This is a genomic window from Ornithinibacillus halophilus, assembly GCF_900129485.1.
In the GTDB taxonomy this organism is placed as follows: domain Bacteria; phylum Bacillota; class Bacilli; order Bacillales; family Amphibacillaceae; genus Ornithinibacillus; species Ornithinibacillus halophilus.
Genome location: NZ_FQVW01000009.1, coordinates 41,997 through 56,380, shown reverse-complemented (window position 1 = coordinate 56,380; position 14,384 = coordinate 41,997). Strand labels below are relative to the sequence as shown.

Here is a 14,384-nt window from a genome sequence, read left to right as displayed (position 1 = left end):
TGATGGTAATAGGAGGGTGAAGGATGGCTGTGATTTCTTCTGATACTAGACTTTTAAAGAAAAATGTTGCTCAGGTGTATAATAAAATTAACCAGAAATTTTACGCTACTGGAGTCGTAAGTCAAAGAATTAGTGTTTATAATGAACGAATCATTATTTTTGCACAGCATAAACGTGTCCCTGCTTTTAAGGCTTTAAGTAAGAATTTTAACGAGCTAACTACATTTGCCGATGCTGCATTAATAAAAGAATTTAAAGTAGAATTAAAACAAGAAATCCAAGAAGTCACTGGTTACAAAGTGATCTCTGTACTGAAAGATTATGATGCAGAAACAGAGCATGCATGCTGTATTATTATTTTTGATAGAAAAATAGTTGACTAATATGCTAACTAAAGGAAAGAATCTCTCTCGATTACCGTAGAGTAGACAACTCCTTTGCTAGGGGCATCGAGAGCGTCTCTCGGTTACCGAAGACCGGCGAATTCTGTTGCTATGGGCATCGAGAGCATCTCTCGGTTACCGAAGACTAGACCCCGCTGTTGCAAGGGGCATCGAGACCGTCTCTCGATTACCGAAGACTGGACAACGCTGTTGCAAGGGGAATTGAGACCGTCACTCGATTACCGTAGATTAGACAACTCCTGTGCTACGGGCATCGAGAACTTACCTCGATTACCGTACAACAGATAACACTTATGCTACGGAACTAAAATGTTTGTCGTTTTAGTTCTTTGTTTATATAACTGTAACCTGGATCTTTGTTATACGGGGTTCCATGTCCACAGTCGAAAAATATCTTCTTTGAGATATTTTCTGGCTGTGGATTTTTTATTTAGATTACAAAACAATTTAAAGGGGGATAGGGGATTGCATTTTAAAATAATGCGAGAGGGGAAGTAAGATGAGCAAAACTGCTGTTCATTATCCGTTGTTTAAGAAAGAAGATACAGATGCATTTTTTGCTTTATTCCAGAATAACCTTGCAAATTTTGTAATCATTTCAGTAACAATGTTAGGAATGGGGTTTCCAACTGATATTGTGTTTGGGAAAGTAGTACCAGGTGCCGCTGTTGCAGTGTTAGCTGGTAATTTGTATTATGCTCATATGGCAAAAAAGTTGGCTATTAGAGAAAATCGAACAGACGTCACAGCATTATCATATGGGATTAGTACACCACCTATGTTTGTGTTTTTATTTGGCGTTATGGCTCCTGCACTTGCACTTACAGATAGTCATGAGATGGCATGGAAAATTGCAGTTGCCGCCTGTTTTATTAGTGGAATTGTAGAGGCATTAATGGGTTTTATTGGTAGATGGATTCATCAAAATATTCCAAGGGCCGCAATGTTAGGAGCACTTGCTGGTTTAGCCCTGACATTTATAGCTGGTGAAATGATGTTTAACACGCTGCAAATACCAGTTATTGGGTTAGTTGTTCTAGCAATAGTTGTCGTTGGGATTATTGGGAAAATGGCAATGCCTTTTAAAATTCCTGCCTCATTGTTTGCAATTATTGTTGGTACAGTACTTGCTTATCTTTTTGGTTATGCTAAATTGGATAGTATTTCTTCAGGATTATCGGAATTTGGTTTTTATCCTATATTACCGACATTAGCAACCTTTGAAGGGTTTGGTCTTTTATTTGGTACTGCTGCCACCATATTTGCAGTAGTTTTACCAATTACAATCTATAATGCAATTGAAACTATGAATAATGTAGAAGCGGTAGGAGCACTTGGAGATAAGTACGATATTAAGGAAAGCATGATAGTTGACGGGATTGGAACAATGATTGGACCAATTTTTGGTGGAGCTTTTCCAACTACAGTTTATATGGCTTCGACGGGTTCAAAATGGATGGGTGCCGGAAGAGGGTACAGTATTTTAAATGGTATTGTCTATATATTTGCTGCAGTATTTGGACTTGTTGCAGTTATTTCATCACTTATACCAATTTCTGCGATAGCCCCGATTATGGTGTTTATTGGTATATCCATGATTGCAACTGCATATCAAACATCACATAGCAAATATTTCCCTGCAATTGCAATTGCGATGATTCCATACTTCTCAAACTACGTGATGACTAGATTTAATAATGATGCTGGTGAAGTGGTCAGTGGTATCTCTCCAGCAATTGTGCCTCTTGGTCAAGGTGCACTCATTACGGCAATCATTCTGGGCGCAATTGTCGTGTATATCATTGATGGGAACTATATTAGAGCCTCGTTATTTTCTTTTGCTGGAATGCTATTGTCATTCTTTGGAATCATCCATGCACCAGCAATTGCGTTTAATGCATCCCCAGAATATGCAATAGGATACCTAGTAATAGGATTATATTTCTTAATAATCTCATATACGAAGAAAGCTGATGTGAAAAAGGATCAACAAGACGAAGAATTACTAGAGGAGAAGGTTACCTAAGAGATTGATGCATAGAGAATAGATGTTAAAAAGAGTTCGAACAATTCATCTTCCTTAAAAAGAATTTGAATCTGTTCGAATTTTTTTGGGCCACCCAGTAAAGACAAAAGATACCGTTCTAATGGATGGAGACACATAAATTATGTACATCGTAATATTTGCTTTAATTTAAATTTTCGGAATATATATTGACTTTTATATAACAATTCTTTATTATACTAGTAAGAAGTTAAAAAGTTAACGAGGATGTGGTGGGTTTACCTACCTTCATCTTTATGTAAAATAAATGATTTGTTTTCAAAATTGTATAGTTTCTCGACACTCTGGATGGTAAGCGCAGGTCGTTTTTCATTTAGACTGTTTTTGAACGGTTACTTAAATCTTTGTTAAGCGAAGGTTGTTGAACCGCAGATTTTATGTAATTCCTATGAAGAGGATTTGTAGGGGTTACGTTAAGTCTGCGGTTTTTTCATATACAAATGTCCAGGAGGTGAAAAAACTATACTAATTTGTTGAAAACGTTTACAAGAAACCCAAAACTCTAGAATTGTTGAATTTGGAAGGAGAGAAATACATGGATTTAATTTTAAAAAATGCATTGATTCCACAAGGTGATCGAAAAGTACAAACTAATATTTTAGTAGATAATGGAAAAATAACAGGTTATACGAATTCGGTGGATGGTTTATATGCCGATGAAATCCTTGATATGAAGGGAAACTTAGTTGTACCGGGCTGTATTGATCCACATACACATTTTATGGACCCGGGATTTACTCATCGTGAAACATTTACTACAGGAAGTCGTTCTGCTGCTGCAGGGGGAGTGACTACCCACATTGATATGCCATGCTGTAGTAAACCTTCCGTACGTGATGGAGATAGTTTCCACAAAAAGATAACTCCATTAAAAGGTCAAGCATATATCGATTATTGCTTCTGGGGTGGAATGACTGGTGAAGATGTGCGAAATGGCTGGTTAAATAATATTTATCCTCAGATTGAAGAGGGTGTAGTTGCCTTTAAAGTGTACATGACGCCATCGGTTCCAACTTTTCCTAAAGTAACTGATGCTGAGATGCTAGAAATATTTAGCCATATTGCGCCTACTGGAATGCCAATTGGAGTTCATGCAGAGAATTATGATATTTGTACCTTCTATAGTGAAAAGTTGAAAAAAGAGGGAAGAATGGATGGTCCAGCATGGGCAGAGGCTAGAATGCCTTTAGCCGAAAAGGTGGCCATTCAATTAATCCTAAGCTATGCAGAAGCAACTGACGCTCGTGTACATGTGGTACATATGAGTACCAAAGAGGGTGTTGAACTTGTACGTGATGCTAAGAAACGAGGAGTTAAAGTAACAGCTGAAACTTGTCCTCATTATTTAATGTTAAATGCACAGGATTCCATGACGGAAAGAGGCACGTTTGCAAAGATTGCACCTCCACTTCGAGAAAGAATGGACAATATTGTACACTGGCAGGCCCTAGCAGATGGGACAATCGATTTTGTCGGTACCGACCATGCACCATATGAAATAGAAACAGAAAAAGATGCCCCAGATTCAGATATTTGGAATAGTTTTCCTGGAATTCCTGGAGTCGAAACAATGGTTCCAATATTAGTAAGTGAAGGATTAAATAAAGGCAGATTATCATTATCTCGTTTTGTAGATGTTACAAGTAGAAATGCAGCCATCCATTATGGAATATACCCGAAAAAAGGTTCCATGGAATTAGGTGCAGATGCAGACTTTACGGTTATTGATTTAGATAGAGAATATATGATAGACGAGAAACAAACTGAGTCAATGGCTAAGTATAACCCATTACACGGATTACATCTAAAAGGAAAGCCAATTCAGACAATCGTCCGAGGAAAAGTTGTCTACGATGAAGACAATGGTGGGATTGTTGGAGAAGCTGGTTTTGGAGAATATGTTAAACGACAAAGCATTCAGCGCTTAGACCGTGAAATTAAATATGAAGTATATGAAGAGAAGGCGAAAGAACTGGAGTCAACGAAAAGAATAGAACATGCTTTAGTTCAAAAATAAGGGAGGTTGGTATTAATGGTACAACTGAAAGGAAAAAAACATGCTTTGGTGATTATCGATATGTTAAATGATTTTATTGGAGAAAATGGAGCTCTTCGTTGTGAAAATGGAGAGAAAATTGTTCCCAAAATTCGTGAAGCAATTGATTTTTGCCATGAAAATGGTATCCAAGTGGTGCATATCCAAGAAGCCCACCGGAAAAATGATGCTGATTTTAGAGTGAGACCAGTTCATGCGATAAAGGGAACTTGGGGATCACAGTTTATTCCTGAACTAGAACCCGATGAGGAAAAAGGGGACTATGTTGTACAAAAGCGTCGTCACAGTGCGTTTAGTTACACCGATTTTGACTTATTCCTCCGTGAAGAATCAATTGATACTGTTGTGTTAACAGGCGTATGGACAAATGTATGTGTTAGAAGTACGGCTTCTGACGCACTATACCATGGATACAACGTCATCGCCTTATCTGATGGCACCGCTTCTAAAGATGATGACATGCATCGCTCAGGACTAAGGGATATGGACTTGTTCGGTGAAATTATGACAACTGCCGAATACATGGAAGCCGCAAAGAAAAAATTCTCCCAAAATCAACAAATTGTATAAGGAATCATAACTTGAGCAAAAAGAAAAGAATTATTGTGGGTATTACAGGAGCAAGCGGATCACTGTATGGTTATACATTGGTCCGTGCGCTTCACCAATTAGGGGTTGAAGTTCATTTAATTGCAACCGAAATGGGAGTAAAGGTAATGCAATTTGAATGCGGCATTAAAATAAACGAATTAAAAGAGTTTGCAACTATCCATCAGAATCAAAATCTATTTGCATCTGTTTCCAGTGGCTCTTTTAAAACAGATGGAATGGTCATTGTGCCATGTTCAATGAATTCACTCGGTGCAATAGCAAATGGAGTCGGAGATAATTTATTAAGTCGAGCTGCAAGTGTGGTTATGAAGGAAGGAAGGAAGTTAGTAATTGTTCCGAGGGAGGCACCGTTTCATTTAATTCATCTTAGAAATATGACGACTTTAGCAGAATCTGGTGTCACCATTTTGCCTGCTAGTCCAGGATTTTATCATCGTCCGACTGAAATATGGGAGTTGGTAAACTTCTTAGTAGCTAGAATACTAGATGAACTAGATATTGATCATGATTTAATGGAACGATGGGGGGAGAAGAATGAATCCCATTAATCTAAGAGAACTTTTAACAAACTGGGAGAAACGGAATCTACTATATCGAATAAAAAAAGAAGTAAACCCTGAATTTGAATTGGGGGCAGTTATCCGATCATTGAATGGCGAACAACCAATGCTATTTGAAAATATTAAAGGATATAACGTCCCAATGGTTGCCGGTTTAGGTGGGGATCGCAAACTAATTGCAGATAGTGTCGGTATCGATGAGTCTGAACTTATATTAAAGATGGTTGATTCTATTATAAATCCGATATCGACTAATTTAGTTCCAACTGGACCTGTTCATGACAATGTAGTAATGGGACCATTTGATTTAGATGATTTTTTCCCAATTCCAACCTTTCATGAAGATGATTGTGCTCCGTACTATGTTTCAGGAATATTAGTTGTCAAAGATTTGGATGGAGAAAAACGTTATACCTCTATTAGAAGAATGAAGTTTATTGATGGGAACCGTACGAATATAGTAATTACCTCTCCTGATTTATATAAGCAATACAAGTATTTTGAAGACAGAGGAGAACCGATGGAGGTTGCAGTGATGTTTGGAGTCGTTCCAGCTGTCGTGTTAGCTTCCCAATACAGTACACATTTATATAATACAGATAAATTAGATGTGGCAAGTGCATTGCTAGGGCAACCGCTTGATGTAGTGAAGTGTAAAACAGTAGATATCGAAGTTTTAGCTGAAGCTGAAATTGTAATGGAAGGACGAATGCTTCCTAATGAACGTGACCCCGAAGGAACTTTCGGAGAACTTGGAGGTTATTATGGTGGGAATATGCCACAACCAATTGTGGAAATGTCGGCGATTACATACCGAGATAACCCGATTTCACAGACTATTTTTCCTTCAAGTGCTGAGGAAAAACTTCCGATGGGTCTCGTCCGTGAAATGACTCTCTTACGAACAGTGAGGCAGGTTGTACCTAATGTAAAAGCAGTGCATGTAACGATGGCAGCGGCGGCTCGGCTTCATGCAGTTATTCAGATCGACAAAAAAACGGAAGGGGATGCTAAACAAGCTGCATTGGCTGCATTTGCGAGTGATAAAGACTTAAAACATGTTGTAGTCGTAAATGATGATGTGGATCCCTTCAATTCTGAGGATGTTGAATGGGCGATCGCTACCCGATGCCAAGCAGACCAGGATATCTTTATTGTACCTGGGGCAAAAGGTTCACCATTAGAATCATCCCATAATTTACGAGGGGTATCTGCAAAAATGGGAATTGATGCAACTTATCCATTATCACACAAAGAAGAATTTAAAAGGACTTCAATACCATTTCCTACAATAAACATAGAAGACTACCTGTAATATTATATTTTCAAGTTAGGGGAGGGTCAAAATGAGCGCGATAGGATTAATTGAAACGAGAGGTTTGACAGCTGCAATCGAGGCATTAGATTCGATGGCTAAAGCAGCAAATATTAGACTAGTAGATTTAAAACGTGTTGGTTCCGGACTGATTACTGTAATTATTGAAGGAGATGTTGCTGATGTCAGTGCAGCGATAGAAGTGGGAAAATTAGCACCTGACCTTACTGGTGGTGAACTTATCTCTTCAAATGTTATTCCACGTCCACATCCGGAATTAAAGAAAATCCTATAAAAGGTAGGTGAAGAGTTTGTCAGATGTTATGAAACAAGTGGTGCAAGAAATCTTGCATGGAAATAAAACGGTCATTTCAAAGCCAGTACAAGAAAAATCCAGTTCAAAACCCACATCAAATAACGTGTTAAAAAATATTAACCGTCCCAATTACCAACAGAAGAAAAAAAACCACAGACTTAAAGTAAAAGAAAATGTTCATAAACCGGCAGCCGTACTGAAGAATACACCAACAAAACAACGCACTAATAATCGTAAGGAATTGAATGAAAAATCTATTTCAAAGCTTAACTCTATTACATTGGCAGAAGGAAACCTACCAAAAAGAAATAATAACTATATTCATCAAAATCAGCGATATAATGCAAAGTCAAGATTAATAGGAAAAACAAAAAACGGTGGATTCGTTTGGTTTTACCCAGAACTTTCCATGGATTTAATTCAAAGTTTTCAACGACCTTTAGACCGGGTTGCTGTAGGTGTGATTCAAATGCCAAATAGTCTTCCTAGTTATCTTTTACTTGTGAATGAAGTGATCCGTCAAAATCAAGACATTAAGTTTCATGTCATGTGGGATAGTGAAGCAAACTCCACTTTTACAGCAGAACTTTATGATGAAGATGTTGGAAGGCTTGAACGTATTATGAATGATTTGTATCAAAAGTTAAATCGTAATTCTATGAAACGATATGAAACCTATACAGCTATCTCACCTAGTTCGTGGCTATCAAGGCAATTGAAAGCTAGTCCATCAGTTGAGGCTATTGCCTTTTTGGAAGGAATCTCATATTACAATAATATAATTCTAGTTGACCAGTTATTAGAAAAATTCGCGGCAAATGAGTTTCAGTTTTATATTCATAAAAATTACATCCTATTTGAAGGGAACTATCATATTGTTTCGAAGTTAATTGGGGAATTAAAAAAGCTAGCTGCCCACCACTTTAGCGCGATGTAATTTTACCGGAGAGGAGGATATACCATTTGATAGCACTAGGACTTATTGAAACGGTAGGCTATGCGACTGCTGTTTCTGCTGCAGATGCTGCTGTGAAGGCCGCTAACGTAGAAATAGTCGGTTTGGAGAAAGTGATTGGTGTAAATGGTTATGTTGGGGTGACAGTCCACTTAACAGGGGATGTTGCAGCAGTAAAATCTGCTGTTGATGCTGGAATACAGCAAGCAGAGAATGTAGGGCAAGTAATTTCTAGCGAGGTTATAGCTAGAGCGCATTCAGATGTACAAGAAAAATTATTAAGTAAGTTTTTAGTAAAGGAAGAAAAACCAAAGAAAAAGACTGCTACAAAAAAAGGTAGAAAAAAAGGAACAACAAATAAAAAAAATAACAGTAGCAATTCAAGTGAATCATCCAAAAAGGAAGAAGATGCATCAAAAAATGATAATGGGAAGAAAGCGTAAACAATAATAAACAAAACAAGGAGGATATCTAAATGGGTGAAGCATTAGGTTTAGTGGAAACAAAAGGTCTTGTAGGAGCTATAGAGGCAGCAGATGCAATGGTAAAAGCTGCAAATGTAGAAATTTGTGGGTATGAGAAAGTTGGCTTTGGTCTAGTAACAGTGATGGTAAGGGGAGATGTAGGTGCAGTGAAGGCTGCAACTGATGCTGGTGCCGATGCAGCGAGCCGTGTAGGGGAACTTGTGAGTGTCCATGTAATCCCAAGACCACATAGTGAAATAGAACGAGCACTGTTAAATAAAGGTGAATAATTGTGCTGGGAAGCCAGCAAAGTACAGTGGTTGAATCAACTTTGCGAGAATTAGCTTTACGTAATAATTCAGAACGTCAACAAACAGTGCTAGTGTTTCTTTTTAATCACATGAATGGTGTGAAAAAGGATTTATATGAACTAAATCAATTAAAGAGTTTACCTTTTAGAGTTCGGTGTTGTGCTGATGCATCTCTACTTAAAAAGTATTCTGTAACAGATTTATTCAATAAAACAGGTATAGATGACTGGATTTCCATCAAAGAACTTGAAAGGGAGAAAAAGAGAATTGATCAAATTTATATCCCGATATTACCTTTCTCTGTTGCTAACGATTTAATTAATTTTGACGATACACGAATTGTCATTCGAATGATGCTTTGGGCATTGATGAGTGGGGTACCAGTGGCAGTTTGTCCTAATGGGATTAATCCATATCATCAATCGTGGAGAGAAGCTGGAATGGACCAAGGTACATCCTTATTAAAACGAGAAATGCATCAGCAACTACAGAAAATAAAGGGATATGGGATTCAATTTGTAGACAGTACCAAGTCATATGTGACAATCTTTAAGGAAATAAATTCAACAATGAGAAAGAGTCGAATCATTACAGAAGAAAATGTAACCAGAATAGCATTTTCTGGTGAACAGGAACTAGTAATAGACGAAAAAACAATTATTACACCACTTGCACGTGATATTGCTCGCAAGCAAGGTATCGAAATAATAGAGAAACGAGGGGATAGTCAAAATGGAAATGGGTATCGTGGTTGGTCGGGTAACCGCAACTAGAAAAGATGAAAACTTAGTGGGCACAAAGCTCTTAATTACTCAGGCCATAGGTTTAGATGGTGCTCCCCTTGATTCTCAACCGGTAATAACAGTAGATACAGTTGGAGCTGGAATTGGAGAAAAGGTGTTTTTTGTAAAAGGTAGTATGGCATCGCGTGCAGTAAGAAATAAAGATGCACCAGTGGATGCAGCAATTGTTGGAATTATTGATAGTTTAGAATGTCGGAATTTTAAGGGGTGACAAATATAATGCAAGCAGAACACTTAAAAGAAGCCATACAATGGAGAAAATTGATTGATGTGTTACTTGATGCCAATCAATATGCTGACATTGTATTAAAAGGTGGCTATGTCATCAATACAATAACTAGAGAAATCTATGAAGCGGACGTTGCAATAAAAGGGGAGTATATTTTAATGGTCGGAGATGCCAGTGAATTAATTGGTAAGCGTACGACCGTTGAAGATGTAAATGGAAAATTTATATCTCCTGGTTTTATAGATTCCCATATGCATTTTGAAAGTGCTATGTTAACTTGCACTGAATTTTCCCGTTTGTCTATACCTACTGGAACAACAACACTAGTCGGTGACCCACATGAAATTGGGAATGTCTTAGGTGTTCATGGTATGCAAGAAATGATTAAGGAAGCAAAGACTTTACCGAATCAAATATATTTTACCGTACCAGCAGCTGTTCCGGATGCACCAGGGTTGGAAACAGCAGGATTTGATGTGAATTCGAAGCATATGGAAGAATTATTAAATGACACATACGTCCAGGGGATAGGGGAAATACAAAGTTTCAGTAATATCGGACCAGTTTATGAAAATGCACCGGAATTAATTGACGACTTAGTAGCGGCAGTTTCATACGCAAATAGCATTGGTAAGACTGTAGAAGGAAATGCACCTGGTTTATTTGGAAAGGAACTGGCAGCACATATTATAAGCGGTGGAACCCATGTTTCTTGCCATGAAACGACAACTAAGGAAGAAATGATGGAAAAGCTTCGCTACGGTGTTAGTGTCTTTATGCGTGAAGGATCCTCTCAACGTAATATGGCAGAATGCATTCGTGCCATCACTGAGGAAGGAATGGATTCAAGAAGAGCCATTCTTGTATCGGATGATATGGTACCAGAAGATTTGTTAAAAGATGGACATATGAATGATTTAATTAGGCGTACAATTGCTCAAGGATTAGATCCTGTGGAAGCTATTCAAATGGCAACGATAAATCCTGCAACCCATTTTGGTTTTAAAGATGTTGGTATTTTGGCACCGGGTAAAAGAGCGAATATCGCCATTATCGATGATTTAAATCAAATGACGATTGATCAAGTATACCTAAACGGGAAATTGGCAGCGGAAAAGGGAGAATTAAAGATCAATCTTGGTACGTACACATACCCAGAAAGTGTTAAAAAGTCTATGAAGCGTGGACCTGTTAAATTAGAAGATTTACAAATTCATGCTAAAGGGAGTAAAGCAAAGGTCCGTTCCATTGTAGCTATTCCAGATCAGAATCTAACTGGTGCGAAAGAATTCTCTTTAAATGTTAAAAATGGTGTTGTTCAACCTTGTCTAAAGCAAGATGTATTACCAATTTTAGTAGTAGAACGACATGGAAGAACAGGTAACATTGGGAAAGCATTTTTACATGGATTCCAATTGCAGCATGGAGCAATTGCCGAAAGTGTAGCCCATGATACACATAATATAATAGTAACCGGTACGAACTATGAGGATATGGTAACAGCTGTGAATCGTGTCATTGCAATGGATGGTGGAATTGCGATGATTCGTGATGGGAAAGTAGTGGGGGACTTACCACTTCGAGTAGGTGGGTTAATAACAGACGAACTTAGTGGTAATGAAGTTAGTGAAAAGATAACAGAACTAACTCGTCTTGCCAAAGATGAACTTGGATGTAGTTTACATGTACCATTTATGCATCTATCATTTTGGTCCTTGGTTACTAGTCCAGAATGGAAAATTACAGATATGGGGTTAATCGATGTAGATAAGTTTGAAGTGCTGCCCCCAGTAATTGAGTAAGGAGAGATACGATGGCAGTTAAATTAGTTGACCTATCTCAAGAAATTTATCAAGGGATGCCAGTTTTTCCTTTACATCAACCAACATTAATTTTTCCAAATATATCTCATGAGGAAAGTAAGAAAAAGATAGGTTTTGAGTTTGCGACCAATAATCTTTTAATCAATGAGCATGGTGCTACACACACAGACGCCACCTATGAATTTGATCCAGACGGGAAATATATTAATGATATGCCTTTAGAATATTTTTATGGGCCTGCGGTATGTTTAGATGTTTCACATGTCTCACCGGATGATTACATAACACCACTTGAATTAGAGAGAGCTCTAAAACGGTCCCAACAAGTATTAGAAAAAGGCGATATCGTCTTATTATATACGGGGCATTACAATCGGTGTTATGGTACTGACGAGTGGTTAACGAGATACACAGGATTAAATTATGAAGGTGCGAAGTGGCTAGCTGAAAGAGGTGTAGTCAATATAGCAGTGGATTCCCCGTCGGTAGATAATCCAAAAGACATGAAGTATTCCGGACATTTAGTGTGCAGAGAATATGGAATTTCCAATACGGAGAATTTAGCTAATTTAGATCAAGTAGCTGGAAAACGTTTCCTTTATTTTGGGCTACCTCTAAAAATCAGAAAAGGAACTGGCTCACCAATACGTGCAGTAGCAGTATTTATCGAATAATCCTTTTGGAGGTGAAATAGGTGTTTCACGATGGCAAAAAAATAAAGGAAGAAATTATTATTCCACCTTATGAAGGTAGAGGAGCAATTTTACAACCGGGTGAAGAAGTGGTGATCATTGATGTTGATGGAAAGCAAGTTGGGGATTTTATCTGTTTTAACCGTTTTGATCCTAAGGAGTTTGTTTCCCCTGTTCATATGAGAGCCTCGTTAAGTAGTATTCGTTTGAAAGTAGGTGACGGGTTATTTAGTAATAAACGTCGACCGTTAATGGAATTTATGGAGGATACGGTTGGAAAACATGATTTCTTTTTTCCGGCATGCGATTATTATCGATATAAGGTTGATTACGGATTGGAAAATCATCCTAATTGTCATGATAATTTACAAAATGCATTGGAATCGTTTGGACTAGGGAATGAACCAATTCCTGATCCTATTAATCTATTTATGAATAATGTTCTTGATGAGTTTGGAGATTATGAAATTGCCGAACCATTGTCAAAGCCTGGTGACTATGTTCGAATGAAGGCATTAGACGAAGTAGTTATTGCATGCTCGACATGTTCACAAGATATGGCACCTGTAAATGGATGGAAGGTCACATCATTAAAGATGCAAATATTGGAGGCGACATAAATGGATCCTTTACAATTCTTGCAAGAGATGATTCGAATTGATAGTTCTAATCCACCTGGTAATGAAGGTGATGTCGCTAAGTTGCTTGCAAATCAATGTGATCAACAAGGAATCCCCTATCGGCTATCAGAAGTAGATTTTAATCGACTCAATTTTGAAATTGTATTAAAAGGTACTGGTGAAAGGTCAGGAAAACTGATGTTTTGTGGTCATATGGATACAGTATTACCTGGTGAACAACCATGGGATTATTCTCCTTTTTCAGGTGAGGTTATTGACGGGAAAATATACGGGCGTGGCGCATCAGATATGAAGAGTGGTCTTAGTGCAATGTTTCTTGCACTGGAAGCAATTCATCAAGAAAAAATCCGATTACCGATGGACCTCGTATTTCTAGCTACAGCAGGTGAGGAAGTAGATAGCTGTGGAGCTAGAAAATATTTAGAAGAAAATAAAATGGATGATATTGAGGCTTTGGTTATCGGTGAGCCAACTAAGGAAAAGGTTGTTGTTGGACATAAAGGTGCATATTGGCTCGAAATAGTAACAATCGGAAAAACAGCTCATGGAGCCATGCCAGATCAAGGTATTAATGCAGTAGAATGGATGAAACCAATAATGGAGGTCATTGAAACCTATAAATCAAAATGGAAAGTTTTTAATGAGCCACTAGGAGAGAGTAGTGTAGCTGTTACCAAAGTTAATGGTGGCATCCAGACGAATGTAATACCAGATTATTGTAGCTTGCATCTTGATATTCGTTCCATCCCACCACAATCTCATGATGCTCTTTTAAACGAATTAAAAGAGTCCATTCAAGAAATTGTGTCAAAACCTAACGCACCAGTAGTTAAAATCAATCAATTACTTGATCGACCGTCGATCCTAACTGATCCTACAAGTCCTTTAATTGAAACAGCATTAAATATAAAAGGTCAAAATTCAGTCTACGGAGTTTCTTATTATACAGATGGAGCTGTTTTAAATCCTGAAAGTGAGATACCAACTCTTATATATGGCCCTGGGGATGAGAGGCTTGCTCATCAACCGAATGAATATGTTGACATTCATGCATACTTACGATCAATAGACTTTTATAAAGAACTCGCATTAACATACAGTGGAATTAAATAGAATTATAAATTTGTTGCAAAGGGGG

The 14,384-nt window shown here is 37.7% G+C and carries 16 protein-coding genes; all 16 read left to right on the top strand.

Annotated features, from left to right (window positions below):
• Positions 1-23: 23 nt before the first annotated feature.
• The 16 genes from BUB12_RS06100 (at position 24) to BUB12_RS06025 (ending at position 14,359) form a co-directional block, all read left to right on the top strand.
• Positions 24-383 carry a Na-translocating system protein MpsC family protein gene (locus BUB12_RS06100; RefSeq protein ID WP_072889135.1) on the top strand — a complete coding sequence of 120 codons (360 nt, stop codon included), beginning with the start codon at positions 24-26 and terminating at the stop codon, positions 381-383.
• A 520-nt stretch (positions 384-903) separates the two neighbouring features.
• Positions 904-2,430, top strand: a complete 1,527-nt coding sequence (locus BUB12_RS06095) for a SulP family inorganic anion transporter (RefSeq protein WP_072889133.1) — start codon at positions 904-906, stop codon at positions 2,428-2,430.
• Between the two features lie 574 nt (positions 2,431-3,004).
• Positions 3,005-4,486 carry a dihydroorotase gene (locus BUB12_RS06090; RefSeq protein ID WP_072889131.1) on the top strand — a complete coding sequence of 494 codons (1,482 nt, stop codon included), beginning with the start codon at positions 3,005-3,007 and terminating at the stop codon, positions 4,484-4,486.
• 15 nt (positions 4,487-4,501) lie between these two features.
• Positions 4,502-5,095 (top strand): cysteine hydrolase family protein, encoded by a 594-nt coding sequence (locus BUB12_RS06085; RefSeq protein ID WP_072889129.1) that lies wholly within the window; start codon positions 4,502-4,504, stop codon positions 5,093-5,095.
• An 11-nt stretch (positions 5,096-5,106) separates the two neighbouring features.
• On the top strand, positions 5,107-5,685 hold the full coding sequence (locus BUB12_RS06080; RefSeq protein WP_234982587.1) for a UbiX family flavin prenyltransferase: 579 nt from the start codon (positions 5,107-5,109) through the stop codon (positions 5,683-5,685).
• On the top strand, positions 5,672-7,012 hold the full coding sequence (locus tag BUB12_RS06075) for a UbiD family decarboxylase (protein ID WP_072889127.1): 1,341 nt from the start codon (positions 5,672-5,674) through the stop codon (positions 7,010-7,012). Before BUB12_RS06080 ends, BUB12_RS06075 begins: the two co-directional genes overlap by 14 nt.
• A gap of 31 nt (positions 7,013-7,043) precedes the next feature.
• Positions 7,044-7,307: a BMC domain-containing protein gene (locus tag BUB12_RS06070; RefSeq protein WP_072889124.1), complete on the top strand. Its 264-nt coding sequence runs from the start codon at positions 7,044-7,046 to the stop codon at positions 7,305-7,307.
• Between the two features lie 28 nt (positions 7,308-7,335).
• Entirely contained in the window at positions 7,336-8,265 is a 930-nt protein-coding gene (locus BUB12_RS06065) for a hypothetical protein (protein ID WP_234982586.1), read from the top strand.
• Positions 8,266-8,291: 26 nt separating this feature from the next.
• The gene (locus tag BUB12_RS18285) at positions 8,292-8,726 is read left to right on the top strand and encodes a BMC domain-containing protein (protein ID WP_072889120.1); all 435 of its coding nucleotides are present in this window, start codon (positions 8,292-8,294) and stop codon (positions 8,724-8,726) included.
• Positions 8,727-8,758: 32 nt separating this feature from the next.
• Positions 8,759-9,037, top strand: a complete 279-nt coding sequence (locus BUB12_RS06055; protein WP_072889119.1) for a BMC domain-containing protein — start codon at positions 8,759-8,761, stop codon at positions 9,035-9,037.
• Between the two features lie 41 nt (positions 9,038-9,078).
• A complete protein-coding gene (locus tag BUB12_RS06050) occupies positions 9,079-9,831 on the top strand; it encodes a hypothetical protein (RefSeq protein WP_234982585.1) in 753 nt (250 codons plus the stop codon).
• Entirely contained in the window at positions 9,791-10,072 is a 282-nt protein-coding gene (locus BUB12_RS06045; RefSeq protein ID WP_072889115.1) for a EutN/CcmL family microcompartment protein, read from the top strand. The genes BUB12_RS06050 and BUB12_RS06045 overlap by 41 nt, the downstream gene beginning before the upstream one ends.
• 8 nt (positions 10,073-10,080) lie before the next feature.
• Complete coding sequence (ade, locus tag BUB12_RS06040; protein ID WP_072889113.1) at positions 10,081-11,892, top strand: adenine deaminase; 1,812 nt, start codon at positions 10,081-10,083, stop codon at positions 11,890-11,892.
• An 11-nt stretch (positions 11,893-11,903) separates the two neighbouring features.
• Positions 11,904-12,587, top strand: coding sequence for a cyclase family protein (locus tag BUB12_RS06035; RefSeq protein WP_072889112.1), 684 nt, complete (start codon positions 11,904-11,906; stop codon positions 12,585-12,587).
• A 20-nt stretch (positions 12,588-12,607) separates the two neighbouring features.
• Positions 12,608-13,225 carry a DUF1989 domain-containing protein gene (locus tag BUB12_RS06030; protein ID WP_072889110.1) on the top strand — a complete coding sequence of 206 codons (618 nt, stop codon included), beginning with the start codon at positions 12,608-12,610 and terminating at the stop codon, positions 13,223-13,225.
• The gene (locus BUB12_RS06025; protein ID WP_072889108.1) at positions 13,226-14,359 is read left to right on the top strand and encodes a M20 family metallopeptidase; all 1,134 of its coding nucleotides are present in this window, start codon (positions 13,226-13,228) and stop codon (positions 14,357-14,359) included.
• The last annotated feature ends 25 nt before the right edge of the window (positions 14,360-14,384 follow it).